At 54.4% G+C, this 26,620-nt stretch carries 27 protein-coding genes and 3 tRNA genes; 12 read left to right on the top strand and 18 right to left on the bottom strand.

Going from position 1 to position 26,620, the window contains the following annotated elements:
- Positions 1 to 10: 10 nt before the first annotated feature.
- From DY252_RS10555 to DY252_RS10575, 5 genes are all read right to left on the bottom strand, one after another.
- The gene (locus DY252_RS10555) at positions 11 to 853 is read right to left on the bottom strand and encodes an ABC transporter ATP-binding protein (protein WP_064790422.1); all 843 of its coding nucleotides are present in this window, start codon (positions 851 to 853) and stop codon (positions 11 to 13) included.
- A 2-nt stretch (positions 854 to 855) separates the two neighbouring features.
- On the bottom strand, positions 856 to 1,779 hold the full coding sequence (gene nikC / locus DY252_RS10560) for a nickel transporter permease (RefSeq protein ID WP_064790423.1): 924 nt from the start codon (positions 1,777 to 1,779) through the stop codon (positions 856 to 858).
- Positions 1,780 to 1,781: 2 nt separating this feature from the next.
- Complete coding sequence (locus DY252_RS10565) at positions 1,782 to 2,849, bottom strand: ABC transporter permease (RefSeq protein WP_082923604.1); 1,068 nt, start codon at positions 2,847 to 2,849, stop codon at positions 1,782 to 1,784.
- A 26-nt stretch (positions 2,850 to 2,875) separates the two neighbouring features.
- Positions 2,876 to 4,465, bottom strand: coding sequence for an ABC transporter substrate-binding protein (locus tag DY252_RS10570; protein WP_064790424.1), 1,590 nt, complete (start codon positions 4,463 to 4,465; stop codon positions 2,876 to 2,878).
- A 411-nt stretch (positions 4,466 to 4,876) separates the two neighbouring features.
- Positions 4,877 to 4,953, bottom strand: a tRNA-Asp gene (locus tag DY252_RS10575).
- Here DY252_RS10575 and DY252_RS10580 point away from each other — a divergent pair.
- A complete protein-coding gene (locus tag DY252_RS10580; RefSeq protein WP_129542718.1) occupies positions 4,954 to 5,154 on the top strand; it encodes a hypothetical protein in 201 nt (66 codons plus the stop codon). It abuts the tRNA gene before it with no gap.
- On the opposite strand, the gene DY252_RS10585 is transcribed toward DY252_RS10580, so the two are convergent.
- The 5 genes from DY252_RS10585 to DY252_RS10605 all read right to left on the bottom strand — a co-directional run bounded on the left by DY252_RS10585 (position 5,143) and on the right by DY252_RS10605 (position 7,606).
- A tRNA-Asp gene (locus tag DY252_RS10585) sits at positions 5,143 to 5,219 on the bottom strand. The two genes, DY252_RS10580 and DY252_RS10585, sit on opposite strands and share 12 nt — an antisense overlap.
- A gap of 243 nt (positions 5,220 to 5,462) precedes the next feature.
- Positions 5,463 to 5,539 (bottom strand) — tRNA-Asp (locus tag DY252_RS10590).
- A 263-nt stretch (positions 5,540 to 5,802) separates the two neighbouring features.
- Positions 5,803 to 6,357: a hypothetical protein gene (locus tag DY252_RS10595; protein WP_064789481.1), complete on the bottom strand. Its 555-nt coding sequence runs from the start codon at positions 6,355 to 6,357 to the stop codon at positions 5,803 to 5,805.
- Positions 6,354 to 6,848, bottom strand: coding sequence for a response regulator (locus tag DY252_RS10600; RefSeq protein ID WP_064780731.1), 495 nt, complete (start codon positions 6,846 to 6,848; stop codon positions 6,354 to 6,356). The genes DY252_RS10595 and DY252_RS10600 overlap by 4 nt, the downstream gene beginning before the upstream one ends.
- A 284-nt stretch (positions 6,849 to 7,132) precedes the next feature.
- Complete coding sequence (locus DY252_RS10605; RefSeq protein WP_008890965.1) at positions 7,133 to 7,606, bottom strand: deoxycytidylate deaminase; 474 nt, start codon at positions 7,604 to 7,606, stop codon at positions 7,133 to 7,135.
- Between the two features lie 285 nt (positions 7,607 to 7,891).
- On the opposite strand from DY252_RS10605, the gene pyk reads away from it, so the two are divergent.
- The 3 genes from pyk (at position 7,892) to DY252_RS10620 (ending at position 12,192) form a co-directional block, all read left to right on the top strand.
- On the top strand, positions 7,892 to 9,313 hold the full coding sequence (gene pyk, locus DY252_RS10610) for a pyruvate kinase (protein WP_064789482.1): 1,422 nt from the start codon (positions 7,892 to 7,894) through the stop codon (positions 9,311 to 9,313).
- A gap of 363 nt (positions 9,314 to 9,676) precedes the next feature.
- On the top strand, positions 9,677 to 11,203 hold the full coding sequence (locus tag DY252_RS10615; RefSeq protein ID WP_064789483.1) for a DUF2336 domain-containing protein: 1,527 nt from the start codon (positions 9,677 to 9,679) through the stop codon (positions 11,201 to 11,203).
- A gap of 5 nt (positions 11,204 to 11,208) precedes the next feature.
- Complete coding sequence (locus tag DY252_RS10620; RefSeq protein ID WP_064789484.1) at positions 11,209 to 12,192, top strand: hypothetical protein; 984 nt, start codon at positions 11,209 to 11,211, stop codon at positions 12,190 to 12,192.
- Positions 12,193 to 12,235: 43 nt separating this feature from the next.
- Here the strand turns inward: DY252_RS10620 and DY252_RS10625 are convergent, their stop codons facing one another.
- The 3 genes from DY252_RS10625 to DY252_RS10635 form a co-directional block, all read right to left on the bottom strand.
- Entirely contained in the window at positions 12,236 to 12,550 is a 315-nt protein-coding gene (locus DY252_RS10625) for a ribbon-helix-helix domain-containing protein (protein ID WP_008890961.1), read from the bottom strand.
- Positions 12,551 to 12,668: 118 nt separating this feature from the next.
- Positions 12,669 to 13,250 carry a DJ-1/PfpI family protein gene (locus tag DY252_RS10630; protein WP_063090085.1) on the bottom strand — a complete coding sequence of 194 codons (582 nt, stop codon included), beginning with the start codon at positions 13,248 to 13,250 and terminating at the stop codon, positions 12,669 to 12,671.
- A gap of 198 nt (positions 13,251 to 13,448) precedes the next feature.
- Entirely contained in the window at positions 13,449 to 14,417 is a 969-nt protein-coding gene (locus DY252_RS10635; protein ID WP_064789485.1) for a mechanosensitive ion channel family protein, read from the bottom strand.
- A gap of 225 nt (positions 14,418 to 14,642) precedes the next feature.
- Here DY252_RS10635 and DY252_RS10640 point away from each other — a divergent pair, with 225 nt between their 5' ends.
- Both DY252_RS10640 and DY252_RS10645 read left to right on the top strand, forming a co-directional pair.
- Complete coding sequence (locus DY252_RS10640; RefSeq protein WP_063090081.1) at positions 14,643 to 15,542, top strand: OmpA family protein; 900 nt, start codon at positions 14,643 to 14,645, stop codon at positions 15,540 to 15,542.
- Between the two features lie 170 nt (positions 15,543 to 15,712).
- Positions 15,713 to 16,366, top strand: a complete 654-nt coding sequence (locus DY252_RS10645; RefSeq protein ID WP_008890957.1) for a hypothetical protein — start codon at positions 15,713 to 15,715, stop codon at positions 16,364 to 16,366.
- A 94-nt stretch (positions 16,367 to 16,460) separates the two neighbouring features.
- On the opposite strand, the gene DY252_RS10650 is transcribed toward DY252_RS10645, so the two are convergent.
- On the bottom strand, positions 16,461 to 16,883 hold the full coding sequence (locus tag DY252_RS10650; RefSeq protein ID WP_064789486.1) for a CoA-binding protein: 423 nt from the start codon (positions 16,881 to 16,883) through the stop codon (positions 16,461 to 16,463).
- A 201-nt stretch (positions 16,884 to 17,084) separates the two neighbouring features.
- Here DY252_RS10650 and DY252_RS10655 point away from each other — a divergent pair, with 201 nt between their 5' ends.
- On the top strand, positions 17,085 to 17,963 hold the full coding sequence (locus DY252_RS10655; protein WP_064789487.1) for a protein-methionine-sulfoxide reductase heme-binding subunit MsrQ: 879 nt from the start codon (positions 17,085 to 17,087) through the stop codon (positions 17,961 to 17,963).
- 82 nt (positions 17,964 to 18,045) lie between these two features.
- Here the strand turns inward: DY252_RS10655 and DY252_RS10660 are convergent, their stop codons facing one another.
- The 3 genes from DY252_RS10660 to DY252_RS10670 form a co-directional block, all read right to left on the bottom strand.
- Positions 18,046 to 20,016 (bottom strand): methyl-accepting chemotaxis protein, encoded by a 1,971-nt coding sequence (locus DY252_RS10660; RefSeq protein WP_064789488.1) that lies wholly within the window; start codon positions 20,014 to 20,016, stop codon positions 18,046 to 18,048.
- Positions 20,017 to 20,259: 243 nt separating this feature from the next.
- Entirely contained in the window at positions 20,260 to 20,889 is a 630-nt protein-coding gene (locus DY252_RS10665) for a LysE family translocator (protein WP_008890953.1), read from the bottom strand.
- A 96-nt stretch (positions 20,890 to 20,985) separates the two neighbouring features.
- Positions 20,986 to 21,780 carry an enoyl-CoA hydratase gene (locus tag DY252_RS10670; RefSeq protein ID WP_064789489.1) on the bottom strand — a complete coding sequence of 265 codons (795 nt, stop codon included), beginning with the start codon at positions 21,778 to 21,780 and terminating at the stop codon, positions 20,986 to 20,988.
- Positions 21,781 to 21,961: 181 nt separating this feature from the next.
- Here DY252_RS10670 and DY252_RS10675 point away from each other — a divergent pair, with 181 nt between their 5' ends.
- The 5 genes from DY252_RS10675 (at position 21,962) to rpsI (ending at position 25,176) form a co-directional block, all read left to right on the top strand.
- Positions 21,962 to 22,945 (top strand): hypothetical protein, encoded by a 984-nt coding sequence (locus tag DY252_RS10675; RefSeq protein WP_129542719.1) that lies wholly within the window; start codon positions 21,962 to 21,964, stop codon positions 22,943 to 22,945.
- A gap of 253 nt (positions 22,946 to 23,198) precedes the next feature.
- Positions 23,199 to 23,486: a hypothetical protein gene (locus tag DY252_RS10680; RefSeq protein ID WP_064789491.1), complete on the top strand. Its 288-nt coding sequence runs from the start codon at positions 23,199 to 23,201 to the stop codon at positions 23,484 to 23,486.
- A 138-nt stretch (positions 23,487 to 23,624) separates the two neighbouring features.
- Positions 23,625 to 24,065, top strand: coding sequence for a PaaI family thioesterase (locus DY252_RS10685; protein ID WP_008890949.1), 441 nt, complete (start codon positions 23,625 to 23,627; stop codon positions 24,063 to 24,065).
- Between the two features lie 155 nt (positions 24,066 to 24,220).
- Positions 24,221 to 24,688 carry a 50S ribosomal protein L13 gene (gene rplM / locus DY252_RS10690; RefSeq protein ID WP_008890948.1) on the top strand — a complete coding sequence of 156 codons (468 nt, stop codon included), beginning with the start codon at positions 24,221 to 24,223 and terminating at the stop codon, positions 24,686 to 24,688.
- Positions 24,688 to 25,176, top strand: coding sequence for a 30S ribosomal protein S9 (gene rpsI / locus DY252_RS10695; RefSeq protein ID WP_008890947.1), 489 nt, complete (start codon positions 24,688 to 24,690; stop codon positions 25,174 to 25,176). The genes rplM and rpsI overlap by 1 nt, the downstream gene beginning before the upstream one ends.
- 149 nt (positions 25,177 to 25,325) lie before the next feature.
- Here the strand turns inward: rpsI and DY252_RS10700 are convergent, their stop codons facing one another.
- Positions 25,326 to 26,489 carry an alpha-hydroxy acid oxidase gene (locus tag DY252_RS10700; RefSeq protein ID WP_064789492.1) on the bottom strand — a complete coding sequence of 388 codons (1,164 nt, stop codon included), beginning with the start codon at positions 26,487 to 26,489 and terminating at the stop codon, positions 25,326 to 25,328.
- Between the last annotated feature and the right edge of the window lie 131 nt (positions 26,490 to 26,620).

Raw genomic sequence — 26,620 nt, forward strand, 5'->3', positions numbered from 1 at the left:
TGACTACCCCTTACCCTTCGGCCCAGCTTGCTTCGCGTTCAAGGATCGGCAGATCAGAATGATCACCATCCATTTTCGGCAAGCAGTTCAAAAGTCCCTTGGTGTAGGGGTGTTTGGCTTCGTGCAGGGCAGAGGCCTTGATTTCCTCGACCACGTGGCCCTGATACATTACCAGCACACGGTCGCAGAAGCTTGAAACCAGTTGCAGGTCGTGACTGATGAAAATCAGCGCCATGCCGCGATCGCGCACCAGATCATCAAGGATCGCCATGACCTGAAGCTGCACGGTGACATCAAGGGCCGATGTCGGTTCATCGGCAATGATCAGTTCAGGATCGGGGATCAGCATCATGGCGATCATGACGCGTTGCCCCATGCCGCCGGAAACTTCGTGGGGGTAGGAGTTAAACACGCGCTCTGGATCGCGGATTTTAACCGCATCAAGCATATCAATCGCACGGTGGCGGGCTTCCTTGGCGTTGACCTTATGGTGTTCGCGGTAGGCCTCGATGATTTGATCGCCAATGGTCATCACAGGGTTCAGCGAGTATTTCGGATCCTGCATGATCATGGAAATGCGCGCGCCGCGTACCTTGCGCCATTGTTTGGGCGTCAGGTTTGCCAGATCGACATCATGGAAGGTCATTTGATCGGCGGTAATTTTGCCGTTGGCCGCGGTCAGGCCCAGGATGGCACGCCCGGTCTGGGATTTACCAGACCCGGATTCGCCCACAATTCCAAGCCTTTCGCGACCAAGATCAAAAGATACACCACGCACCGCATGGACATCGCCCTTGGGCGTGTTGAAAGTGACTTCGAGGTTTTTGACCGTCAGAAGGGTTTCATTGGACATGATCAATCGCCTCCACGCGGGTCAAGAACATCACGCAGGCCATCACCCAGAAGGTTGAAGCCAAGGCTGACGACGAAAATGGCAATCCCAGGAACCGTGGCAACCCACCATTGTTCAAGCAGGAACTGACGACCCTCAGAAACCATTGCTCCCCATTCCGGCATCGGTGGCTGTGCGCCAAGACCAAGGAAGCCAAGACCGGCAGCAATCAGGATCATGCCCGCCATATCAAGGGTCACACGCACAACAAGCGAGCTCATGCACATTGGCATGATGTGACCGGTAATCAGGCCCAGGTTCGAAGTGCCCTGAAGACGGGCGGCTTCGATGAAATCGGATTTGCGAACCGTGATGGTTTCTGCGCGTGCGATACGGGCATAAGGCGGCCATGCGGTAATCGCAATGGCAAGAATGGCGTTTTCCAAACCCGGTCCAAGGGCGGACACAAAGGCCAGCGCCAGGATCAGTTTCGGGAAAGCCAGAAAGATATCGGTGATGCGCATCAGGGTGGCATCAATCCAGCCGCCAAAGAATCCGGCGGCTGTGCCAACCAGTAGGCCGACCGGGGCTGCGGTGATCACAACAAGGGCGACGATCAGAAGGGTGTATTGCGCACCATAGATCAGACGCGACAGAATATCGCGCCCCAGCTGATCCGTGCCAAACCAGTGTTCTGCACCGGGTGGTTGGATGCGATTGGCAAGGTCAGCTGCCAGCGGATCATAAGGGGCCAGAAGCGGGGCAAAGATCGTTACCAGAATAAGGCCGATCACGATCGAAAGGCCGATCATGGCAAGTTTGTTTTCGGTGAACTTGACCCAGCCAAGCCAGGCGCGCCCGCATTTTGCCTGCCAGCGCGATTTTGGCGTATCGGATGTCAGCCATTGTTTCAGGCCGGTTTGCGAAACTTGTGTTTGTGTTGTCATGATTATCTCCGCGCTCTGGGGTCGAGCAGGCGGTAAAGCACGTCAGAAAGCATGTTCACGCCGATAAAGACCGCACCGACCACAATCGTCCCACCTAGAACCGCATTCATGTCGGCATTGAGCAACGAGTTGGTGATGTAAAGACCAAGTCCCGGCCATGCGAAGATGATTTCGGTCAAAACCGAACCTTCAAGCAGGTTGGCGTATGACAGCGCAATCACGGTCACCAGTGGTACCATGACGTTGCCAAGGGCGTGGCGCCATATGATGCGATGTTCGGAAATACCTTTGACCCGGGCGGTCAGGATGTATTCCTGACTAAGCTGTTCGAGCATGAAGGAGCGGGTCATTCGTGCGATATAGGCCAACGAGAAATAAGCCAGGATCGATGCAGGCAGAACAATGTGTGATACAGCGTTCCAGAACAGGTCCATGTCGCCTTCGATAAGGGTATCAACCAGCATCAGACCGGTGGTGGGTTCGATATAGTCGAGATAGAACGAATCAAGGCGTCCTGGACCCGCGACCCAGTCGAGCTTCATGTAAAATACCAGAAGCCCCATCAGACCCAGCCAGAAGATCGGCATGGAATAGCCAGCAAGGCCGATCACGCGAACCATGTGGTCGGGCCATTTGCCCTTGTTGATGGCGGCAAAAACGCCAGCGGGAATACCCAGAACAACACCGATAATGGTTGCAATGGTCGCTAGTTCAAGGGTGGCCGGGAAGACACGTTTAATGTCATCTAGCACGGTATTGGATGTCAGCACCGATTGGCCGAAGTTACCCTGCAGTACGTTGGAAATATAAATAAAGAACTGCTGCCAAAGCGGCAGGTTAAGTCCCATTTCCTCCCGCACGCGGTTGTACGTGCTTTGCGATGCATGATCACCAACGGCGGCCAGCACCGGATCAATCGGCAAGACGCGACCGATCAGGAATGTGACAAGCAGCAGGCCAAAAAATGTAATGGCAAGCGAGAATACCAGCCGCAGGAAAGTTCCCATCGGGCCGGAAGCGAAACGGGCGCGGTTGCGCCCGTCCCGTTTTTTGCGTTTAACAGCGGACATTACGACCGTTGTCTCCTTCGTCGAGATTAGTCTTTGGTGACATAACGATAATAGTTGTTATCGAATGACGGACCGAGGACGAAGTTGTTCACGTTACCGCGCATGGATGCGATCTCTGTTTCCTGGAACATGATCACGAACGGACCATTTTCCAGAACTTCTTTCTGAAGATCGACATACATCGCAGCACGTTTCGCATCGTCGCGTTCCAGCGTGGCGGCATCGGTTTTTGCCGTCAAGTCACCGGCATCCCACGAGTTACGCCAAGCAAGCGGCTTGGCAGCGGCATCGTCGGAGTTGTCCGGGTTCCATGCAAAGGTGGATGCGTTGGTGTGCGGATCCTGATAGTCCGGGCCCCAGCGGCCGATATAGATATCGTGCTGACGGGCGCGGTATTTGGTCAGGGTCTGCTTGCCATCACCCGGAATGATTTCCAGATTGATGCCAGCCTGTGACCAGGTCGCCTGGATCGACTGAGCCATCGCCATAATCGCGGTGGTGTTACGGGTATCCATGGTTACGCTAAACCCGTCCGGATAGCCTGCCTCGGCCAGAAGGGCTTTGGCCTTTTCGATATCCAGGGAATAGGGGTTCTCGTTATATGCGCCCAGGAAACCTTCAGGCAGGAAGGCCTGATGGATCTGCGAACGACCAGCCAGGATGGTTTCGGAAATGCCTTTGTAATCGACAAGGTATTTAAGAGCTTCGCGGACTTTCGGGTTCGACAGATATTCGTTTTTCTGCGACAGGCCGAGATACCACAGAGCACCTTTGCCCTTGGACATCATCTTGATGTCGTCATTGTCTGAAATGGCAGCCAGCTGATCGGCTTCGAGGTTACGGGCAATATCGATATCGCCTTTTTCAAGGAGGAGCTGCTGGGCTGCGGCTTCCTTGACGCTCTGGATAATCACGCGCTTCATTTCTGGCGCGCCGTCCCAGTAATCTTCGTTGCCGGTCAGGCTAAGGCTTTCGCCCGCGGTCCACTTGTTCAGCTTGAACGGGCCGGAGCCGGCATAGTTGGTTTTAAGCCACTCGTGGCCAAGGTCACCGTCCACTTCATGGGCAAGGACTTCTTCCTTGTCGACAACAGAGCCAACGCCAGCGGTCAGGCAATACAGCACGAAGCTTGGTGCGTAAGGTTTGTCGACTTCCATGACCAGCGTGGAATCGTCGGTGGCGTAGATCTTTTCCTTGACGTTATCGGCGGTGAAACCGAACTGGCCGAGAATGAAGGCCGGCGACTGATCCAGCAGGATCACGCGCTGCAAGGAGAAGGCTGCGTCTTCAGCGGTCAGTTCGTTGCCAGAGGCAAAGGTAATGCCGTCACGAATTTTGAAGGTAAAGGTCTTGCCGTCTTCGGAGACATCCCAGCTTTCGGCAACGACGCCATAGATCTTCGACACATCGTCATTGTCGAAACCGATCAGGCGGTCATAGGTGTTACCGGCATATTCAGCGCCCGAGAATTCGAAAATCTGTGCCGGGTCGAGCGTGATGATGTCATCAATGGCAAAAGCCATGACCAAAGCATTTTTCGGTGTTTCGGCCTGAGCCATCATAGGTGCGGTCGCGAGCGCGGTCCCCATGACCAGCCCTGCAATAAATTTGCGCATGATGCGCCTCCCGATTGTTGTTGTGGGACTGCAGGCCAATGCGTGGACTGATCGGCTATCGAAAGGGAGGGCCAAAACGAGACGGGCTCAGCTTTATAACCATCCGGAGTTCTATCGACGCCTTCAGGCCCTTATAATTGCGGGGCGGCCTGCAGGTTCGCTTAGTGCATGTGGAGCTGAGCATAATTTATACGATTAATCAATGACCAGTCGGTCAGCAATGCTGTCTAAATCAGCAAATGGCACAACTTTCCCGAAAATGGATTTCTTAAGGTTGTGTGAAGTCTTGATGAAATTACCCATGCGGGTAGCGCGGTGCTTTTCCGCCGCGGTTTGGCCCTAGAAACAAAAAAGCGCCAGCGAAAAAATCGCGGCGCTTATTTTGTACGTCATTCCCAATCAGGGAGGGAATGGCGCGAGTGACGAGACTTGAACTCGCGGCCTCCGGCGTGACAGGCCGGCGCTCTAACCAACTGAGCTACACCCGCATGGTGCGTGGCGCGGTTTATATAAAGACCACCCAATTGAGGCAAGTGTTTTTTGACCGATTTTTGAAGAAAAATGCGCGGAAGTGTTTTGCCGGTTTGATCGGCAAGAAAGCGGCGCAAAAACAAAAAAAACGCCAGCGAAAAAATCGCGGCGCTTATTTTGTGCATCATTCCCAATCAGGGAGGGAATGGCGCGAGTGACGAGACTTGAACTCGCGGCCTCCGGCGTGACAGGCCGGCGCTCTAACCAACTGAGCTACACCCGCATGGCGTGGCGCGGTTTATATAAGGGGTGGTTCGGTCTGGCAAGGGCTTTTTTGCAAAAAAAAGACGGACCGGAAATTTACCAGTCTGATCGTCCTTGGCAGTCTCGATGCGACGCCTGTTTCGCAGCGAAAAGCGGTCGATCCGGGGTGGGGTAAATGTGTAAAAAGCGGGTGGAAAACAAAAAAGCGCCAGCGAAAAATCGCGGCGCTTATTTTGTACGTCATTCCCAATCAGGGAGGGAATGGCGCGAGTGACGAGACTTGAACTCGCGGCCTCCGGCGTGACAGGCCGGCGCTCTAACCAACTGAGCTACACCCGCATGGTGCGTGGCGCGGTTTTTAGCAGCCGGTCACAGGTGGTGCAAGCGCTTTTTTGCCATGATTTTTCAATTTTTAACCGCGTTCTTCCGGCGGTAGAAACCGACCATGCATCGGGCACGTTAAAGTTCACCTGTCAGGCTTTGCGAAGGCAAGCAGGTGAGGGGGATATTTGGAATTGCCACGCGCGCACAAGCACCACCTGAGAATGCATCGTGAAATGCTGCCCGGTGAGCGAGATCGTCTGCGGTCAAGAGGTGTGGGGCTACTCGCGCGGTTCTGCGTAGCGTTCGGTCAGTTTGGTTAGGGCCGCGACAGTTGCCTGTTCGACGGTTGAGCCAAAACCGGTCACGCGGCCGGCCAGAATGACATAAAGCGAGTCGATGTGGAGCTGGATCACCAGCAGCTGTTTTTCGTTGGCCGTGGTGCGGTCGGCAACGAAGATTTCCATCGATTTTGCGATCTGGGTCATCAGGGGATACTGGAAGGTACCGCCCAGGGCCTTGACCGAATAGGCGAGGTCATTTGCCGCGATGATGGCTTCTGGCCGCTTGGACTTGTCGCGCAGGGCGTTGATTACCAGCTTGCGGCATTCCATCAGGTCCTTGCCGATGTCGCGGACAAAGGTCTCGGAGCTGCGCTGTACAACCTGTTCGAGCTCTTCAAGCTGTTCAGGTGACAGGTTGATGTCAAATCCCTTGATGAAGTTGACAGCTTTGCGTTTCAGATCGGTCTGCGCAGGGATGATCTGCACATTCTTCTTTTTCTTAGGTTCTTCCGGCTTCACGATGGCTCCGCTTCCCCAGTCATAATGGGTCATTCGTCAAGGCTCCTACGATCAGGACCATCAAACTGGACCTGTCTGCGACGTCGGTCCGGGCCAAAATACGTTCCAGTGTTAATGAAACGTCTTGGTCGGGCGATCACCGAAACCAGACGGCTGTAAAGTGCCTTGGCGTTAAAGGGTTTGGCAAGAAATTCAGTAATCCCAAGGTCACGTGCCGTCGTCACATAACGCATCTCGGAATGTGCGGTCAGCATAATCACCGGAATGAACCGGTTTGGTGAATTGGTCGAATTGCGCATGACATCGAGGAATTCGAGGCCATCCATGCCGCGCAAGCGCCATTCACAAATCACGATATCAATTTTTTCGGTGCGTAGTACGTCAAAGGCATCATTCGGCGATTTTACACGCTGTATATGACTGGCTCCGAGATAGGCGAGCGTGTCATAGACCACCTGAGCTGAAATCTTGTCCCCGTCAACGATCAGAAAACTAATCTTACTAAAGTCTATTTTCGCGTTCATCCGGCCTCGGTTCCTGAGCATCATCACGAAATGCGTCGCTGTTCAGGGGGATACAGCAGCAAATCTAACCAGTTGCTGATGTATAAACCCTTATACCTTTGTCTGGTTTCCAGCAAGGCCAAACCACTCTGTGTTCAGCCCGAAAATCTGACAAATACTGACCCCAAGCCAGTTGAAAAGTTAGAACAAACGACGTTTACGTCTTTTTGTTTTTGATGCTCGCGTCCGGTTTGAACACACCCAATATTGGGCCTTTTTTTCAAGAGTAAAGAGGAAGATCTTTTTTATTTCATGGGCTTGGTGACGCCGTCGTCATCAATCACCTTAACGGCAACACCGGACTCCTCGAACATTTCGGTCGATATCTTCATATCCTGTTCCCAGCGTTCAAGAAAGTCCGGGGTTAGTTTCGATTTGTCGACATAGACCTCGGCGATGCCTGCCTGGATGATGGCGCGCGCGCAATCACAGCACGGAAAGTGCGTCACATACAGGGCGCAGCCATCAAGGGATGTGCCGGTGTAACTGGCATTATAAATCGCATTGCGTTCGGCATGTTCGGTATAGGCGTATTTTTCCGGACGCTGATGGCGGCTTTCGACTTCGTCATCGACCCCGCGCGGAAACCCGTTATAGCCAACAGCACGAATTTCTTTTTTCGGGCCGATGACAACCGCACCGACCTGGGTGCTGCGGTCTTTTGACCAGTCTGCAATATGGGCTGCAAGTCCAAGAAAGCGGTGGTGCCATTTGCTCATGAAAAGGGTCCTGTCTGCGCCGTAAAATGGGTCTGTTGGGCATTCGTTTTTGACCGGCACGTTTCACCGGTACGGGTTCTTTAAAGAAGGTGCTTCTTGTAATTGTCCAGCGAAAAATCACATTTTTGTAAAGGCATTTAATGAAAAGTCCCTGTTCAAATAGGGGCTGATTGATTATTAAGGGGTTACCCCCAGAAAAGATCAGGACGCCTTTTCGTCTCGCCGCAGATGCAGGCCGAAGCGGGAAGGCTCACGTGTAAACCGAATAACAAGAGGTAGTAGCCGATGCGCCGTCAACGTAAGGCGAAGATCATCGCGACCCTGGGGCCGGCAAGTTCAAAGCCAGAAATCCTCGAGAAAATTGTGCAGACAGGTGTGGATGTGTTCCGCCTGAACTTCTCGCATGGGGAACACTCAGAACATCTGGCCCGTTTTGAAGCGATCCGTGTCGTCGAAGAAAAACTCGGCCGCCCGATCGGTATTTTGATGGATCTTCAAGGTCCGAAAATTCGTGTTGGTACCTTTGCCGACGGTGAAGTTGAACTCACCGCCGGTGATACGTTCAAATTCGATATGGACAAGAAGCCGGGTGACAGCACGCGCGTGTCGCTTCCGCATCCGGAAGTCTATGCTGCTATCAAGCCGGGTGCTAACCTGCTGCTTGATGATGGCAAACTGCGCATGCGTGTCGAGAAATGCGACGACAAGTCGGCCGAATGTACCGTCATTACCGGTGGGCCGCTTTCCAACCGCAAGGGTGTCAACCTTCCGGATGTGATGTTGCCGCTCTCACCGCTGACCGAAAAGGACCGTGCCGATCTGGATTACGGTCTGGAAATGGGCGTTGATTTCGTGGCGCTTTCGTTTGTGCAGCGTCCCGAAGACGTTGCCGAGGCCCGCAAGATCATTCAGGGCCGTGCAGCCATCGTTTCCAAACTGGAAAAGCCGCAGGCAATTGATCACCTTGATGAGATTGTCGATCTGTCGGACATGATCATGGTTGCCCGTGGTGACCTTGGTGTCGAATGCCCGCCGGAAGATGTGCCGATCCTGCAGAAACGTATCATCAAAGCGTGCCGCGAGGCCGGCAAGCCGGTGATCGTTGCGACCCAGATGCTTGACTCGATGGTGTCCAATCCGGCACCGACCCGTGCCGAAGCATCCGACGTTGCGACCGCGATCTATGACGGTGCCGATGCGGTGATGCTGTCAGCCGAAAGTGCGGTTGGCAAATATCCGCTTGAAACCGTTTCGATCATGGACCGTATCCTGCGCCGTGTGGAGCAGGACGATCTTTATTACCGGATGCGTGACGCCAACCGCCCGGATCCGGAGCATAACGCACCGGATGCAATCAGTGCAGCCGCCCGTCAGGTGGCCACTACCATCGGTGCCAAAGCGGTTGTTAACTATACATCGTCCGGGTCGACGGCATTCCGTGCTGCACGTGAACGTCCGGAAGTGCCAATTCTTGGTCTGACCCCGCGGATTCAGACCGCACGTCGCCTTGCCTTGTGCTGGGGCGTGCATCCGGTCTTTACCCGTGATGCCACCAACTTTGCCGAAATGGTCGGGATCGCCACCGAAGTGGCAAAGCGTGAAGAATTTGCAGGACCGGGTGATTCGCTTGTCATCACCGCCGGTGTGCCGTTCGGAACGCCGGGGGCGACCAATATTCTGCGCATTGCATGGGTCGGCAATAATTAACGCAAATGATTGCGTGAAACGATTTTCGATGACGGGCGTCCTTTTGGGGCGCCCGTTTTCATTTGCGCATACTGCCAGAAATCCGTCGGCGCGCAGGTTTTTCGATGGCAACGGACAGGAGGGGGCATAGACCCCTGTATCGTTAATGTTTTTTTGAGTCTTTGCGCCGATAGTCATTCTGTAATCAAGGCTCTGTCTATTGATATGTGCCCTTGAGATTAGGTTATGAAAATTAGACGCCTTGTCTGGTTGTGTAACACTGTCAGTTTGGGTTAAGCTGTTCTGACAAAACACAAAAATAAGGTATCGCAACGTCGATGCCGATACGTCGCCAGGCACGGGACCAGGGGAATTACTGCGATAATGCTGAGTTGGATGTTCAATCGGCAGAAAAATGCGGGCGATGGGGGGCTTGATGATAAAGCCTCGGCCAAGCTGCGTGATCTGGCCGACACTGTTCGCACCATCGCACCTGAAACGTTTGGATCTGATACAGGTCGCGTTCAGGGTCGCGCGATTCCCCGCAGACATGTTTCCGAAAATAACGCCGATGCATCGGCCCTTGAACACGCAGCCCGTCTTTCTTCTGAATTGGACGCGCTGGAAGATGCCGAGGATGTACCTGATTTTGACAGCGACGTACGCATGGATGTGGCGCGCCGTCTGCGTCGGCATCTGACAGATTTGAGCCCGTCTGAACGACTTGAAATGGTTGACGAGTTCGTTTCGGCGATTGCCAATATGGGCGACTGTTATCGCCCGCAGGTGATTGCGCTGATCGAACAGGAACTGGGCCATACACCATACATGACCCGTCAGGCTGCCAACCGTTTACGTCAGGATATTCAGGCGATTGGCCGGGTATCGATTGCCGATTATATAGAGCTTCTGAGCGATTCCGACTTCCTTGATATCATGCGCGGGCGCGGTGAATTCATTCAAACCGCAGCCGAACGTGAACGTGCCGAGCTTGAGGCCGCCGCCAAGGCCCGCCTGATCGAGCAGCAGGCGGAAAAGGAAAAGGGCGGCTTGCTGAACCGGTTGCTGTCATCTGATGACGCGCCGCGAAACGTTGTGCCGATGACGCCGCATTTTGTTGAAAAGACCGCAAAACCAAAGGTGCCGGAGAACGATATCCTCGGTGGTCAGAATCGCATTTCACGTCAGGCCCAGCGCCGTATTGCCCATTTCATCATGGCGTCCCTGTTTGACACGCTGGTCGAGCAGGGCCGGATGCGGACTGAGGTTGCCCGCGCGTTGCGCCAGTCGGTCCGTCAGCGGATTGAAAAGGCCCGTTTTGAAAACCGGGTGCCGATGCCGTCGCGTGATAGAGACATGGATGTCGAGATCGCAGACAATGAAATGGTCGAAAACGATGTCATCGAGGCAACAGATGCCAAGATGACGATTGACCAGTATGTGCTTGATGCCCTGTCGCGCAATGATGATGCGCTGGTGGTGCAGGCACTTGCCCATTACGCGCAAATTCGCGCCAATGCCGTTTCCAAAATCCTTGATTCCGGCAGTGCCCGGGCGATCACAGCCCTTGCATGGCGGGCAGGGATGACCGCACCGGCGGCTGTTGTTTTGCAGATCAGCAACGGTATCCCGGAATCGGCAATCGAAAGTCCGGCGGCCGGTGGTCGTTTTGCAATGGCAGCTGCCGATATGGACTGGTATATCGATTTCTTTAGCGACATGAAGCCGGTGGCTTCGCGCATGAAGGTCGAAAAAGAAAGCGAACCTGCGCCGGCATCTGCACAGACAGCAAAGCCAACCGGCAGGACCATGTCGCGCGGCCAGGGACTTCGACCGCGCAGCGGGCGCAACAGTGGCGGGCTCGAGGGGCTCGTCTCTGACAGGCGGTCCAAAGGTCTCAAAGAGGACTGAGTGCCATGAGCAGCAATCACGGCATCTCTTATGACGGGCTGAAACATGCCCTTACCATCAAGGAAAGCTATCTGTCTGGCGAGCCGCTTACCGTGACCGGGGCGGCCAAACAGCAGCGCCTGTTGATGCCGGAACATTTGCTGAGCAATGATCTTGCCCTGATGCAATATGACGATCCGCTGGCCCTTGCCGTGATCGCAACCAGGGATCCGGAAAGCCCGATGGCCTTGGCGGCTGCGATCCGTATGGGGCCGCATGCCAAATGCAAGGAACTGATCACCGGGGTCTTTGAAGTCGTTTCCGAAGCAACCAAGCATGAACTGGTTGCCGATTGCGCCAAACTTCTGACCAAGAACGCATTCAGCCCAGAAGCATTCCATCTTGTGCGCACGCGCGCCTCAAATCACGTTGTGGAAATCCGCGAAGCCTATCGCCGGGCGATGGGGGATAACCTGCGCGCATTGCTGGATGGCAAGATGGCTGCGCGCGAGTTTGTCGAGGAATTCATCGAACTCGCATCAAATGGCAACCTTAGGATTGATATCTATCGCCGTCTGGTGATGAAGCTGATGCGCTCAGACGCAGTGCGGCCAAGTGTGAAATTCATGCTGCTGGAACGCCTTGATCGTTTTCCACAGATGGTAAAGCTTCAGATCGTCAATGAAGTCAATTCCGCACCCGATACGCCGGAATACCAGACCCTGAAGCAGGAATTGCGCTGGATCTACGAGGCAAAGCAGAAACAGCAGCTGCCACATGCCAAACAAACGCCGATTAATGCATCGGGCAATGCGGATGCATCCGGGCCGCGTATCACGGCGGCCGATCTTGTCGGGCGGTCACAGATCGATTTCGGGGCGGCTGCGGGCATGCATCGCCGCAACAGCATCATCAAACCGGCCGAGCCGACTTTGAAGCGCAATGCGACGCCGAGCATTATGACCAGCGGCGGCTTCAGCACGCGCGAACTGTCTTCCTGGCTTAACTAGGGTTCAGACCCTGAGCTTTGCTGCCGATACGCTTTGCGATTGGCTAGCTCAGCATCTGTGATGTCGCGGTGTTTGCCGGGACATGAACATGCAGGCCAGCCTGTTTTTCCAGATATACGGTGCAAATCACGCGCACAAGCGATGCGAAATTCGGGATGTCACCGCGTTGGGCGACGACCTCGTCGTGGATTTTGCCGAGAAACTGCGGGGTGCTGAAACCTTCACCCGCGGCGATTTCATCAAGAATCTGCCAGAAACGCAGCTCCAGGCGCAGGCTTGTGACAACACCATTGATCCGTACAGACCGGCTGACAGACTGATAAAGTTCCGGGTCAGTTCCAGAATATATCTGACACATTTGAACGCCCTTTCCTGTTTGTGCCGCTGTTACGAGATGTGCAGCGGTTTTCTTTTTGTTTGGCGCAATGGTCGATCAAATGGCGCCCAAACGCAATCACCGTTTGGGCGCCGATGAGTTACAAATTGATTTCAGTGCCAAGAACCTTGAGGAAGGCGGCCATCCATTTCGGATGTGCCGGCCAAGCCGGTGCGGTTACCAGATTGCCGTCGATGCAGGCATCATCAATAGCAATGTCGGCATAGGTGCCGCCGCCAAGTTTGACTTCCGGTGCGCAGGCCGGATAGGCGGAAACCTTGCGACCCTTGATGATATCGGCTGCTGCAAGAAGTTGCGCGCCATGGCAGACAGCAGCGATCGGTTTGTTGGCGGCATGGAAATCACGCACCAGACGAATGACATCTTCGTTCAGACGCAGATATTCCGGTGCACGACCGCCGGGGATGACAAGCGCGTCATAGTTTTCGGCACGGGCCGTCGCAAAATCGGCATTCAGGGCAAAGTTGTGGCCGCGCTTTTCGCTATAGGTCTGATCACCTTCGAAATCATGGATGGCCGTTGCAACCGTATCGCCGGCATTCTTGTCCGGGCAAACGGCGTCGACATGATGGCCAACCGCAAGCAATGTCTGAAACGGCACCATGGTTTCGTAATCTTCGGCATAGTCGCCGGTAATCATCAGAATTTTTTTCGCAGACATGTTTTATCCTCCCGCTTGTTTTCATTTGCCGCTTTTGGGCAAGGGCAGGGAACTATACGCCTGATGCAAGCTGGGCGGGTAACAGCGGGGTACTACGTGCGAGGAAGTTGACGTGGTGTACGTTGTGGCGTCCGTCACCCGAACAAAAAAAGAGGCCCGTCTGGGCCTCTTTCGAAATGCGGTTTTGTGAAAAAGAGATCAGCTTTTGGATGCTGCCGGCTTTTTCTCAGCCGTGGTTTTGGCCGCCGTTTTCGATGCGGTTGACCGTGAACGGGTTGCCGGTTTCTTTGCCGCAGGTTTGGCTGCCGGCTTTGCAATGGATTTTGCGGTGCTTGCGGTTTCTGCACTTTCGATCACGTGCAGGTCGCGCTGCGGGAAGGGAATAGAGAAACCGGCCGCTTCGAGCTCCGTTTTCGATTTACGGGTCAGATCGAAGAAGGTCGGCCAGAATTCACTGGTTGCAACCCAGCCGCGTGCGGTCAGATCAACCGAGCTTTCGCCAAGGGTGGCGACAAAGCTCATCGGTTCCGGATCCTTCAGTACGCGTTCATCGGATGCGACAAGGTTTTTAAGGAATTCGAGGGCCGCATCAACATCGTCATCATAGGCAATGCCAACCTTGATATCGAGGCGGCGGGTTGGATTGCGCGAATAGTTTTTGATCGCGCTATTCCAGATTTGCGAGTTCGGGGCAGAAATAAACACACCATCCGGCGTTTTGAGCAAGGTGGTAAACAATGTTATTTCAACAACGGTGCCTGAAATCGAACCAGCTTCGACAAATTCGTCAATCTTGAGCGGACGCAAGATCAGGATCATGACACCGGCGGCAATATTTGATAGTGTACCCTGCAGGGCAAGACCAATTGCCAGACCAGCGGCACCAAGAACGGCGATGATGCTGGTTGTTTCGACGCCGAAGTTCGACAGAACGGCGACGATGACGAAAATCAAGATCACGTAACGTACAATGCTTGATGCAAGCGGCTTTAAAGTCGCATCAACAAACTTTGTATTCTTTAGGGAATGGCGGACCAATGCTGCCGCCCGGCCGGCGGCCCACCAGCCGACGATTAGTATCAGGATAGCGCCAAGCAAATCGAGGCCAAAGCCCAGTGCAAATCCTTTAAGCATTTCTGTGATGGTCGCTACATCGGTTTCAATCATTTGAACCTCGTCCGCTCCGTGTCATAATTGTGTTGATTGCCAACCATACTTCTGTATGAGAGGATTAGCATTACAGGTTTGAGTGCGCTTGAAAAGTAGGACGCCAACACCATTTTTTACAGATGGCTGGAACAAACCAGAATTCTGTTCGTTTAAGACCATAATTCCACCATCATTGGTGTTAAGTTATTAGCTGAAGAACAACCTTAATGACAGGGGTAAGACATGCAGATCAATCCGAAAATTCTTTGTGCTCTTGGTGGCGTTGCGCTTCTGAGTGCATGTAGCAGTGTGGACAATAGCGGCACCGCGGTACCTTACGGCGGTAACCCGTTCACCTACAGCAGCTCGGTCTCGTCTGCGCTCTCGTCCGAAGAGCCGACCACTGACTTCGGTAAAGCGCTTAAGGCCGAATATCTTGCATACGCACAGCGCGAAGCTGACGAATGGTATGACTTCTTCGATGCCGACTTCTTTGCGAAGAAAGCCGGTCGCGTGAGCGGTGACACCATCGTTCTTCCGGAAGATCCGGCAAACTGGCGCTTCTCTGATGAGGAAATTGCACAGAAACGCGCCGTCCGTGACGAACTTCTGGCCCTTCTTGATGACGGCAAGCGCGAAGCAATGCCGGCAACCGCAGCGATCGCACAGTCTCGTTATGACTGCTGGGTCGAGGAAAGCGAAGAAGGCTGGCAGACCGAGCTGATCAGCCAGTGCTGGAAAGATTTCGAAGCTGCAATGTCTGAGCTGCGTGCAGAACAGCCGGCCGTTGTTGTAGCCCCGGTTGCCGCTGCTGAGCCGCGTCTGTTCACCATCTTCTTCGATTTTGACAGCGTTGCGATCACCCCGGTTTCCGAGCGTGTTCTTGATGCAGCTGCTGAGCAGTGGGCATCCTCGATGGGTGACATCACCGTCGTTGGTCACGCTGATGCTGCCGGTCCGGCAGCCTACAACCTGCGTCTGTCCGAGCGTCGTGCCGCAGCAGCCCTTAGCGAGCTGACCGGTCGCGGTGTGAAAGGCGACATGGTTTCGCAGGATGCTGTTGGTGAAGGCGATCTTCTGATCCCGACTCCGGATGGTGTTCGCGAGCCGCGTAACCGTCGTGTGACGATTTCTGTCGACTAATCACCGACATTTACCAAATCTTTGGCAACGAGGTGGCATAATGCCACCTCGTTGTTTTTCTATGTGGTTTTGACGATCTGGCGATTTTTGGCGGAAACAGGTGTTGAATTTGGGATTAATGTGAATAATCTCTGGATTGTATTCCTGATTTAAGTGAGAGGCGGGGACAAATGCTGAAGGCCATCAAGACGGTCTTTTCGCGGCGCTCGGGGGGCGTTGCTCTTGCAGTTGCCACACTGGCAGTTGCAACCATGTCGGTCTTGCCGACTGCGCGCGCGGCAGACAAAACACCGGTCGTTCCGTTTGAACGTTATTTCGCTGACTTGCGCGGCGACGGAAAGACCCTGCGATTCAACGCGTTCTCCGGTGAAATTCCGGGCACGCGAATCAAGGAACTTCTGCGTTCTGGCCAGGTCATCGGGGATCGTATCCTGCTGGCAGAGGATGTCGCGGTTTATTTCCCGGATGGTTACATTGTCCAGTCGCAAACGAACTTTGCGAAATATGTGCCGAAATACGGTGTGAAGCCGAGTGAGGTTTCCGGTCGCGACGATCTGGTTGAAAATCCGCGGTATGCCCTGATCAATCGTTTCGATGTTATTTTGGGTCGCGAATGCGCGCGCACCGAATATGCCAATGGATTTGCTGCCCTTCGCATCAAGCCGGATGGTGTGATGTCACTGGTGCTCGAAACAGCTGGTCACTTTGACACGATTGTTGATGAGCAAACCACGGCATACACCGTGACCAGTGCCGTGCAGCCGGTGTTTATCGGCAACCAGGGCCTTGTCCCGGATCTGATTGCGCAGTGCGGGCTCAGCTAAGCTTTTCAAAGATGTTTTGAAACGACAAAGGCACCGGATGATCCGGTGCCTTTTTTGTTGTCGTAATGCAATGGCGTCCTGTCGGACTGGTACTTTAGGTCAGGCGCGGCAGTTCAATTGCCGGGCAGCGATCCATCACCGCGGTCATACCGTTTGCCTTGGCCTTCGCACAAGCCTCTGGATTGATCACGCCAAGCTGCATCCAGACCGACTTTGCACCGATTGCAATGGCATCATCGACGACGCCAGCGGCATCTTCGCTGTTACGGAAAATATCGACCATATCGACCGGATCGGCGATATCGGAAAGTTGTGCCACAACAGTCTGACCGTGAATGGTGCCGCCGGCCTGACCGGGATTGACCGGAATAACTCTGTATCCCTGATCAAGCAGGAACTTCATCACCCGGTTTGACGGGCGTTCCGGCTTGGGGCTGGCGCCAACAAGCGCGATGGTCTTTGTCGTTTCCAGAAGCGTTTTGATTTCCGGATCGGTGGGATTTTGAAATTCGGCCATTTGGGTTCATCCACTTCGGGTGATCACTGTGTATGAATGTTATATGAGTGGTGGCTTCCTGCAACGTTGATATGCGTCACCAAGCATGTCACGGGCGTGCAAATGTCTGCCCTCGCGGAAAGTTGATGGCAATTTAAGTGACGGCGGCCACCAAATGCTTTTTGACTGGGGGATCGGCGAAACCTGACAGGGTTGTTTTGTATGTATCCATGGCTTGATCCTTCCGGGCGGTTTTCCTTTTTCAAACTGGCAGTCTTTGTTGCACTTCTTGTGCCCGGCATCGTGTTGTTGTGGCCGGTCATTGCCGAGGGCGGGGCAACCATCCCGGTCAAGGAAGCTATTCTGGAAAGCGGTGAATGGACCATCCGGATATTACTGATCACGCTACTGGTCACACCGCTTCGCCGCATAACCCGATTTTCAAAACTGGGACAGGTGCGCCGCCAAATTGGTGTGGCCGCCTTTTGCTATGTGATGATCCATTTCGGCCTGTATGCGATCAGCCAGAATCTTGATCTTGGCCGCATTGCCAGCGAGATCGTTTTGCGGATTTATCTGACAATCGGGTTTGTTGCCCTGATTGGGTTGGCGGTTTTGACCGCAACATCCACCAAATCAGCGATGCGCAGGCTGGGGGCCAAGTGGGGGCGCCTGCATAAACTGGTCTATCCGATTGCCGTACTTGGCGTGGTGCATTTCTTTTTGCAGTCCAAGGTCGATGTCAGTGAAGCAACCCTGATGGCCGGGATGTTTGTCGGCCTGATGCTGTATCGCTTTGCCCATTGGCGGGGATGGTCGCTTAGATCCGTTGTGACTTTGTCTGTCATTGCGGTGATTGCCGGGTTGGCAACAGCCGGCATTGAATATGCATGGTATGCCTTGGCGACCGGTATTCCTGCCGATCGCGTGGTTGCGGCCAATCTTGAATGGATGTGGCCGTTGCGTCCGGCATGGAATGTGTTGCTGGCCGGTGTCGCGATCAGTGTGATTTCTTTGTTCGGGCGAGATAAACCGGCACGGAGCTGGATCGCACGGCTCGTTGGGAATAACAGCGTCACCGCCGAGGCATCATCGCGTTAAGTGGCATAACCAGCTATGTCTGCGGTTTCGTGAAATTCCGGTCCACCGTCGACTGACTGACAGTGGACCGGTGCGATTGGCTTTATTCCGAGCGAATCTTGCTCAGGAAGTTGTTGGTTTCGCGACGCAGATTGACCGAGTACTCCATCAGTTCATGGGCTGATTTCAGAACTGTATCGGCACTTTCGGTCGACCGGACAGCAGCCGCACTGACCAAGCTGATGCTTTCGGTCACACCGCTGGTCCCGACAGAAGCATTTTCCACACTGCCGGAAATCTCCTGAGTCGCAGCACCTTGTTCTTCGACCGCCGCCGCGATCGCCGATGCGCTTTCGTTAAGTTCACCGACGATATCGGTGATCTCGTTGATTGCGGTCGAGGACAGCTTCGTCGCGTTCTGGATGCTTTCGATCTGCTCGGAAATTTCCTGTGTCGCGCGACTGGTTTGAGATGCGAGGTTTTTGACCTCGTTGGCGACAACCGCAAAGCCCTTGCCAGCTTCGCCAGCACGGGCGGCCTCGATCGTGGCATTCAGGGCCAGAAGGTTGGTCTGGGCCGCGATGTCGTTGATCAGGGCTATGACATCACCAATACGTGCAGAGGCCTCGACAAGGCCGTCCACTGTTTCGCGCGTGCTGGTTGCCTTGTTTGAGACATTGGCGGCTACCTCGCTTGAATGGTTGGCCTGACGGCTGATTTCCGTGATGGAGGCAGACAGTTCCTCGGACGAGGCGGCAACGGTGGCAACGTTGTTTGATGCATTTTGCGCAGCATCCATGCCGATCTTTGCTTGTTGGGTCGTTTCATCAGCCGTGCCGGACATGACGCGGGATGCGTCATCCATGTCGCGTGCCGCGTTTTCAAGGCCGTCGATGATGGCCCCGACTGTATTTTCGAATTCATCGGCAAGCTTGCGACCGAGAGTCTTTTTCTCTTCCTCGTTTCTTCGACGCAGTTCTTGTTGCTCGGCCTCAAGGCTTTTCATGCGCTGTGCGTTGGTCTGGAAAATTATGACCGCGCTGGCCATTTCGCCGATTTCGTCCTTTTGATCCTTTGCCGGGACTTCGGTGTCGAGTTCGCCGCCAGCGATCTTGTTCATGGCCGCGGTCATGGCCCGGATCGGATGAGAGATCGACCGGTTGACGCTAAAGGCGATCAGTAGTGCGACCAGCAGGGTTACAATACTTACACCCAGTGACAGGGTGGTGGCGTCGTTGATCGCGCTTGCAAAGAAACTGCGATCAATGCCCATGACGACAATGCCAAGGTTCTGGCCGCTAAAATCCGTGATCGGGCGCGCCATCAGGGCCAGTTCGGTGCCCTCGGAATCCTGCGGGGCAAGGATCTGTTCGCCGTCACGTGCCGCGGCAAGGGTGGGCGATGCAATATCAAGGAAGCCTTCGGGGAAGGTGGAGGCGAAGACTTCAAAGGTGCCGTCACGGTCAATCAGAAGGGCGGCATCGGTGTTGGAGTGTGCCTTGAAGTTTTCAAAGAAGGCCGGACCAAAGGATAATCCAAATTCAACCGAGCCCACATGCGTCCCATCGTTGAAAACAGGTGTGACACCGCGCATGCCAAGACCGGCAACACCGACTTCCAGGCCGCTAATGGGTTGTTGTTTTGTATTGGTTTCGACCACTGTCTTGCGGAACGAAGACAGATCGTCACCGAATTTCTCAAGCTTATGAACCCTGAGGAACGAGATCGCCGGGGCCTTATGGAACTGGAACTGACGCACGCCATGGTTTTCTTTGAGTTCGGCGAAGCCAGGGCCGAAAATATCGGCCAGCGTATCGCGGTCATCTTCCGCCATGGCTTTTTGGGCGGCGGGGATGGTTGCAGCAAAATCCGCCATCGCAAGCGCACGGGCGGCTTCCATGTCCAGCGCGCTTCGCAACTTTTCGAAATTGACGCGCAGTTCGCGTTGTTCAGCACCTGCGACAATGTCACGTTCAATCGAAAGATTGATAAGCCCGATCACCAATGCAGTCGCAAAGGTTATAAAGATCATCGCGATACTTAGTCGCGGACCTATTTTCAAAGATTTCAGCATGTCCACACTTCCCCGCCTATCTATTGTTTTTCTTAGAAGAATTATAAATATTCATTCTTCTGAAGACTTGCGGAGATCATCTAAACTCAACTTTGGGTTTATGTGAATACCAAATAATACGGGTATTTATATATCTAAAGGTTATAATGTTGCGGTAAGCATAGGAAAACCTCCAGACAATCGTCTGAAGCAAATTTTTGACGATTGGAGGAGGTGACGGTCTTTATGGACGGGGTGGGGCCCTCAGCCCGCTGCGCGGCGGGTGAGGGCAGTCAGCAATCCAGCACCAATCATGACCCCGCCACCGATGCGTGTCAGGCGACGCAGGGCGGATGGGTGGCGGAACCGTTCACGCAGCGCACTTGCCATTACCGCCCAGATCGCAACGTTGATCGCAGCCAATATGACGAACGTTGCGGTCATGATCGTGAACTGAGGCAAAAGCGGATCGCCGGCTGTCACGAACTGCGGCACAAAGGCGATGAAGAAAACGATGCCCTTGGGGTTCAGGGCGGTGACGATATAGGCCTGCAGGAACATGCGCGACGGACGGTTGCGTTTGGCATCCGGGTTGTCGTGCAGGGCTTCGGGCTTTTCACGCCACATCTTGATGCCAAGATAGATCAAATAGGCCGCCCCAACGAGTTTGAGTACGGTAAAAGCCTCTGCCGAGGCCGCGAGTAACGCACCAGCCCCGGCCAGCGAGATCGTCATTGCGGTGAGATCGCCCAGTGCAACCCCCGGAACCGTTGCCCATGCAGTTTGTTTACCCTTGCCCAAGGCATAGCTGACAACAAGCATGATGGTCGGGCCGGGAATGGCCAGAACCACAGCACAGGCAAAAGCAAAGGCAAGCCAGATTTCAAACGACATGGGGCGTACTCCGAAAAAGGTATCTGTTCACAGAATGCGTCATTCCGAAGGGTTTGCAAATACCATCATAAGGTAATTTACCCGATATAGGGCAGTCTATTCGTGGCGCCAGCTGGGGTGGCGCTTTTCGATAAAGGCGCCGATCCCTTCGCGGGCGTCATGTTTTTGCATATTCGCGGTCATCACATCGGATGCATAGGAATAGGCCTGCGACAGCGGCATTTCGAGCTGTTTGTAAAATGCCTGTTTGCCAAGCCGAACCGTCATGCCCGACCGGGCGGCAATCCGGGCGGCCAGGGCGTTTGTGTGTTCTTCAAGTTCCTCATCCCCAACCACGTCTGACACCAGTCCCATGGAAAAGGCGGTTTCGGCATTAATCGGATCGCCGGTCAGAAGCATCCGCATGGCATGTTTACGGGCAATGTTGCGGCTAAGTGCGACCATCGGTGTAGAGCAGAACAAGCCGATATTGACCCCCGGGGTCGCGAACTTGGCGCTGTTGGCGGCAACAGCCAGATCGCAACTGGCGACAAGCTGGCAACCGGCTGCTGTTGCCATGCCGCGCACGCGCGCGATGACGGGTTGCGGCAGACTGACAATCGTCATCATCAGGTCGCTGCACTGCGTAAACAGGCTGGCATGCTGATCACATTCTGTAATGCCATTCATTTCCTTAAGGTCGTGGCCGGCACAAAAGACAGGACCCTCTGCTGCCAGAATGACACATCTGACGGTGGTCTCCTTGGCGATCTTGTCAAACGCGTCCTTAAGGGCCGTCATCATCGCCCCCGACAGGGCATTGCGGCGTTTGGGGTTGTTCATCGTCAGGGTGACAGAGCCGTCATTGTCTGTGCGTGTGACAAGCTCTGGCTCGGTTGTGGAAACGGTCATGGCGGGCCTCCCGGATGGCTGTATGTGTTTGACGTTTTTTGATTTTTAAAACACGGTATACCGTAGTAGAATTACACGCAAAGGGTTAGCGGCCTGTGCCAATAATAAAACCTTGGGGATGTGCCGAATGTTATTCTGTCTTTGCCTGATCGATAAAAATTAATTCGGCAAGTGGTTGTGCATGAGTAAAGATTTCCCAAATCGGCGGGGGCGGGCACCGGGGCGTTTCGTTCCGACCCGGACAGTCCGTGAGTCTGTGCGGCTGACAAAACCTGTGCGTGAAACGCCCATCAAGCGGTTTGACAGCAAGGACATGATGGAACGCGATCTTGAAAGATATCGCGCAGAGGCCCGTGCACGCCTTTTACAGAACGGCTTTGATATTCCAGCCTTTCTGATGCCCAAACCCAAGATCAATCCTGAAGACGAGGACGCCGGTGATGCACCCGATCCTGTCATCGAGGAAGATCTGCGTCCACCAGCCATGATCGGGCCAAAGCCTACCATGCCGGTTAAGAGTGAAAAGCTCTCTGATGTCAAAAGTTCGGTTGCGGTTGCCGCGGCAAAGGTCAAACCTAATCGCCATGTCTATGTCCCGGACAAGGCAAGCGGGCTTGTTTCGATGTTCCTGCCAGACGATAGCCAGCTGAAATCTGGTGCATCAGACGCGGGCGGTGCAGGGGGCGGACAATTGGTGCGACCACAGGATCGTACAGCCCATGAAGCTGCCCAAAGGGCTGCCATCGACAAGGAACGTAGCGCCTATGACGACTATGTCGACAGTCTGAATGGCGGTAAGACATTGCTTGATCGGACCCGGGAAAAGGACAGCCAGGGTGGGGATGTTGGCAATGACATTGCAGGCCGGGTAGACGACCTGAAAGAAGCCGAGGTTCGAAAGTCCCGCATCAATCTGCCAGATAGCGAAGACAACTGGGCCCTGCATGAAGACCTTGATGCCAAGCGTCAGGCGATTTTGCAAAAGCAGGGAAAGTCGGCGGGATCTGCAAAAGGGCAATCATCGAAGGGGCGTAAACAGCCGGGTGAACCCTTGGGCTTTAACAAGATGATCGCGCGGTTGGCAGCCTATATGATTGCAGCGGTGGCTGTGGGCTATGTGCTGGTTCTGACGGTCAACGAATTTTCGGCAATTCTCGGCAGATAACACAGATAACAAACTATTGCCGAACGATTGCCTTAATCCCCATGTATCAAGGAGGAATTCGGTGGTGTGACGTCAGGGCCGCTTGGGCCTTGCGCGTTGCGCAACGATAAGAACAAGGTACGGGGAAGACAGAGCGAAATCATCCGAGGCGGGGGCCGCCGTGATCATGGCATGATGGAAATGATGCCGGGATCAGGGCGAAAAGACAGTTCACCCTGTTGCAGGAGGCAGCAATCGATGCTGTGAAGTCGCCATGATGTATGACGAAACCGGTCAGGAAGACCGTCAGCCTGTTTACTTGCCAGAGAACCGTTTTCACTGGGCATCCAACGACGAAGTCGACAAACCGCTGCGTGATCTTTCGCGTGGGCCGGTTCACGCCCGGTTCAGGCAAAAATCTGATCCGGGGCCGGGTATGTCGCCCGGTGAGTGGATGCGTGAAAATTTGCCCGGGCTCGGCGCAACGGCGATTGCGGCTATCGTGATCCTGTGTGTCGTGGTGGCGATCTATACTGATGTGGCCGGGATATTGACCCGCTAGTGGTTGGGGATCTGATGTCCCCTAAAAGCGGTCTGTGTATGCGCAAATTGTTGACGTTAACGTAAACGTTATGTCAGGCTATCTCCCTGAAACAAAAATGCTGCGTCAAAGCAGCTCCACAGGGAGGCCATCCAAGCCATGAACAGTTCCGTGACCCGGACCGGCGTAACGCCAGCCGACTTTGATGCCATCATGCGCGAGAAGGTCCCGTTTGTCGGGGATATGGATGTCAGGACCGAAAGCCTCTCAGGCGATACCGCGATCCTGCGTCTGCCATTCAAGGAACGCTATCTGCGTCCGGGCAATGTGGTGACCGGGCCTGCGATCTTTGCGCTGGCCGATATTGCGCTGTATGCCGTGGCGTGGCTTGTGGTGCCCAAGGCGGATCTGGCGGTAACAACCGAGGCGACAGTGCATTTCCTGTCCGGGGCAAAGCCCGGCGATCTGATTGCAGAGGCCAAAATCCTGAAGGCGGGCAGGCGGCTTTTAATTGCCGAATGCCATATTCGATCTGCCGTTGATGACAGCCTTTGCGCGCATGTGATCGGGACTTATGCCATGCCGCCGGCCGAAAAATAGGCTAAATTGTTGTGGTAAAATAATACCTCTACCGTTAAGTCATTGATTTAATGTGAAATATTCCTGTTGTTTTCCTGTTGGATGCTGGCATAATGCGCCGACTTTCAACGAGGGAACATTCCCTCCGTGGAACCCAGTTTTCGAGTATAGAAATAATGAAAACCTTCACTGCGACACCGAGCGACATCGAGCGCAAATGGTTCGTGGTCGACGCAGAAGACGTCGTCCTTGGCCGCCTTGCAGCCGTTGTTGCCAACCGTCTTCGTGGTAAACACAAAGCGATGTTTACCCCGCACATGGATTGTGGCGATCACATCGTCATCGTCAATGCCGAAAAAGTCAAACTGACTGGCCGTAAACTTCAGAACAAGAAGTTCTACTGGCACACCGGTTACCCGGGCGGCATCAAAGAACGCACCATGGACAAGCTCCTGAACGGTGAGCATCCGGAACGCGTCATCATCAAAGCTGTTGAGCGTATGATGAGCCGTGGCCCGCTGCGCAGCCAGGTTCTTTCCAAACTGCACGTCTATGCTGGTACCGAGCATCCGCATGAAGCTCAGAAGCCGGAAGTCCTCGACGTAGCGGCTATGAACGAAAAGAATAAGCGGAGTGGCAAATAATGGCCGACACCAAAACTCTTGAAGATCTCAAGGATCTGGCACAGGGCGGCGAAGTTGCTGCTGCTGCAGAAGGCACCCTGCCGGAGCCGAAGATCGACGCACAGGGCCGTTCCTATGCAACCGGCCGTCGTAAGAACGCAATTGCACGCGTCTGGATCAAACCGGGCTCGGGCAAAGTCACCGTCAATGGCCGTGAGTTCGAAGACTACTTCGCACGTCCGGTTCTGCGCATGGTGATCAACCAGCCGTTCGGCGTAACCAATCGCAAAGATCAGTTCGACGTTGTCTGCACCGTTTCCGGTGGCGGTCTTTCCGGTCAGGCCGGTGCCGTTCGTCACGGTATCTCCCGTGCACTGACCATGTTCGAGCCGGCACTGCGTCCGTCACTTAAAGCTGGTGGGTTCCTCACCCGTGACTCGCGTGCTGTTGAACGTAAAAAATACGGTCGCGCCAAAGCTCGTCGTAGCTTCCAGTTCTCGAAACGTTAAGTCGTTTTCGGGCACAAGGCTCGCGATACTGTTTGGAAAAGCGTCACCCTCGGGTGGCGCTTTTTCTTTTTGCGAAAGCCAATAAAAAAAGCGGCGTTCTCACACAGGAGAGCGCCGCTTTCTGTTTCGTATCAAGACGTACCTGTTGCTTATTGCCAGCGGTCCGAGAAATCGCGCGGGATCATCAGGATGTCACGGTCGACTTTGGTGACTTCCGTGCGTCCACACAGCGCCATGGACACTTCAAGCTCCTTTTGGATGAGCTCAAGCGCCTTGGTCACACCGGCTTCGCCCATTGCACCAAGGCCATAAACATAAGCGCGGCCGATATAGGTGCCCTTTGCACCAAGTGCCAAGGCTTTCAAAACGTCCTGGCCAGAGCGGATCCCACTATCAAGGTGGACTTCGATCTTGTCGCCGACGGCATCCATGATCGCCGGTAGGGCCCGGATTGAGGACAGGGCGCCATCAAGCTGGCGTCCGCCGTGGTTCGAAACGATGATGGCGTCTGCGCCGACATTGAGTGCTTCCAGGGCATCGCGCGGATCAATGATCCCCTTGATGATCAGCGGCCCGTCCCACATTTTGCGGAATTCGCGAATACGATCCCAATCAAGGGATACATCGAACGCTTCGGCGGTCCAGGTGCTCAGCGATGACGCGTCGGCAACCCCTTTGGCATGACCGACAATGTTGCCAAAGAAGCGCCGCTTGGTGCCGAGCATGCCAAGGCCCCATTGGACCTTGGTCATCATGTTGGTAACCGATTTGAAAGTCAGCTTGGGCGGGGCGGACAGACCGTTTTTCAGATCTTTGTGGCGCTGGCCCAGCATCTGAAGATCGACCGTGATGACTGCGGCCGAACATTTGGCGGCTTTGGCGCGGTCAAACAGGCGCTTCATGAAGTCGTCGTCTTTCAGTGTGTAAACCTGCAGCCAGAACGGCTTGGATGTGTTTTCGGCCACATCCTCGATCGAGCAGATCGACATGGTCGACAGCGTGTAGGGGACGCCGAATTTCTCTGCCGCACGCGCAGCCTTGATCTCGCCGTCAGCGCTTTGCATGCCAGTCAGTCCGACCGGGGCAAGGGCGACGGGCATGGCTACATCCTGACCGATCATTTGGCTTTTGGTGGAGCGCCCGGCCATGTCGATTGCGACCCGCTGACGCAGGTGAATTTCCTGAAAATCGGTAGTGTTTTCACGGAATGTCTGCTCGGTCCAGCTTCCGGATTCTGCGTAATCGTAAAACATGCGCGGTGTGCGCCGTTTATAGATGCGTTTAAGGTCTTCGACGCAGGTAATCACTGGCATGAGGTCAACTCCGAATAAAATGTGCCTTGTATTGGTAATACCACTTTCCGAGGTTGTCGCAAACCGAATTGAAAATCAGCTTCTGAGTTGTTGTTTTCGTAAGCCGGATTCAGGCCGATGTTGTTGGCACC

Source organism: Thalassospira indica, from assembly GCF_003403095.1.
GTDB lineage: Bacteria > Pseudomonadota > Alphaproteobacteria > Rhodospirillales > Thalassospiraceae > Thalassospira > Thalassospira indica.

Excerpts from the sequence above, each read along its gene's own strand:
- DY252_RS10555 (WP_064790422.1), bottom strand. The coding sequence starts at position 853 with ATGTCCAATGAAACCCTTCTGACGGTCAAAAACCTCGAAGTCACTTTC.
- nikC (WP_064790423.1), bottom strand. The coding sequence starts at position 1,779 with ATGACAACACAAACACAAGTTTCGCAAACCGGCCTGAAACAATGGCTG.
- DY252_RS10565 (WP_082923604.1), bottom strand. The coding sequence starts at position 2,849 with ATGTCCGCTGTTAAACGCAAAAAACGGGACGGGCGCAACCGCGCCCGT.
- DY252_RS10570 (WP_064790424.1), bottom strand. The coding sequence starts at position 4,465 with ATGCGCAAATTTATTGCAGGGCTGGTCATGGGGACCGCGCTCGCGACC.
- DY252_RS10580 (WP_129542718.1), top strand. The coding sequence starts at position 4,954 with ATGGTGCGTGGCGCGGTTTATATAAAGACCACCCAATTGAGGCAAGTG.
- DY252_RS10595 (WP_064789481.1), bottom strand. The coding sequence starts at position 6,357 with ATGACCCATTATGACTGGGGAAGCGGAGCCATCGTGAAGCCGGAAGAA.
- DY252_RS10600 (WP_064780731.1), bottom strand. The coding sequence starts at position 6,848 with ATGAACGCGAAAATAGACTTTAGTAAGATTAGTTTTCTGATCGTTGAC.
- DY252_RS10605 (WP_008890965.1), bottom strand. The coding sequence starts at position 7,606 with ATGAGCAAATGGCACCACCGCTTTCTTGGACTTGCAGCCCATATTGCA.
- pyk (WP_064789482.1), top strand. The coding sequence starts at position 7,892 with ATGCGCCGTCAACGTAAGGCGAAGATCATCGCGACCCTGGGGCCGGCA.
- DY252_RS10615 (WP_064789483.1), top strand. The coding sequence starts at position 9,677 with ATGCTGAGTTGGATGTTCAATCGGCAGAAAAATGCGGGCGATGGGGGG.
- DY252_RS10620 (WP_064789484.1), top strand. The coding sequence starts at position 11,209 with ATGAGCAGCAATCACGGCATCTCTTATGACGGGCTGAAACATGCCCTT.
- DY252_RS10625 (WP_008890961.1), bottom strand. The coding sequence starts at position 12,550 with ATGTGTCAGATATATTCTGGAACTGACCCGGAACTTTATCAGTCTGTC.
- DY252_RS10630 (WP_063090085.1), bottom strand. The coding sequence starts at position 13,250 with ATGTCTGCGAAAAAAATTCTGATGATTACCGGCGACTATGCCGAAGAT.
- DY252_RS10635 (WP_064789485.1), bottom strand. The coding sequence starts at position 14,417 with ATGATTGAAACCGATGTAGCGACCATCACAGAAATGCTTAAAGGATTT.
- DY252_RS10640 (WP_063090081.1), top strand. The coding sequence starts at position 14,643 with ATGCAGATCAATCCGAAAATTCTTTGTGCTCTTGGTGGCGTTGCGCTT.
- DY252_RS10645 (WP_008890957.1), top strand. The coding sequence starts at position 15,713 with ATGCTGAAGGCCATCAAGACGGTCTTTTCGCGGCGCTCGGGGGGCGTT.
- DY252_RS10650 (WP_064789486.1), bottom strand. The coding sequence starts at position 16,883 with ATGGCCGAATTTCAAAATCCCACCGATCCGGAAATCAAAACGCTTCTG.
- DY252_RS10655 (WP_064789487.1), top strand. The coding sequence starts at position 17,085 with ATGTATCCATGGCTTGATCCTTCCGGGCGGTTTTCCTTTTTCAAACTG.
- DY252_RS10660 (WP_064789488.1), bottom strand. The coding sequence starts at position 20,016 with ATGCTGAAATCTTTGAAAATAGGTCCGCGACTAAGTATCGCGATGATC.
- DY252_RS10665 (WP_008890953.1), bottom strand. The coding sequence starts at position 20,889 with ATGTCGTTTGAAATCTGGCTTGCCTTTGCTTTTGCCTGTGCTGTGGTT.
- DY252_RS10670 (WP_064789489.1), bottom strand. The coding sequence starts at position 21,780 with ATGACCGTTTCCACAACCGAGCCAGAGCTTGTCACACGCACAGACAAT.
- DY252_RS10675 (WP_129542719.1), top strand. The coding sequence starts at position 21,962 with ATGAGTAAAGATTTCCCAAATCGGCGGGGGCGGGCACCGGGGCGTTTC.
- DY252_RS10680 (WP_064789491.1), top strand. The coding sequence starts at position 23,199 with ATGATGTATGACGAAACCGGTCAGGAAGACCGTCAGCCTGTTTACTTG.
- DY252_RS10685 (WP_008890949.1), top strand. The coding sequence starts at position 23,625 with ATGAACAGTTCCGTGACCCGGACCGGCGTAACGCCAGCCGACTTTGAT.
- rplM (WP_008890948.1), top strand. The coding sequence starts at position 24,221 with ATGAAAACCTTCACTGCGACACCGAGCGACATCGAGCGCAAATGGTTC.
- rpsI (WP_008890947.1), top strand. The coding sequence starts at position 24,688 with ATGGCCGACACCAAAACTCTTGAAGATCTCAAGGATCTGGCACAGGGC.
- DY252_RS10700 (WP_064789492.1), bottom strand. The coding sequence starts at position 26,489 with ATGCCAGTGATTACCTGCGTCGAAGACCTTAAACGCATCTATAAACGG.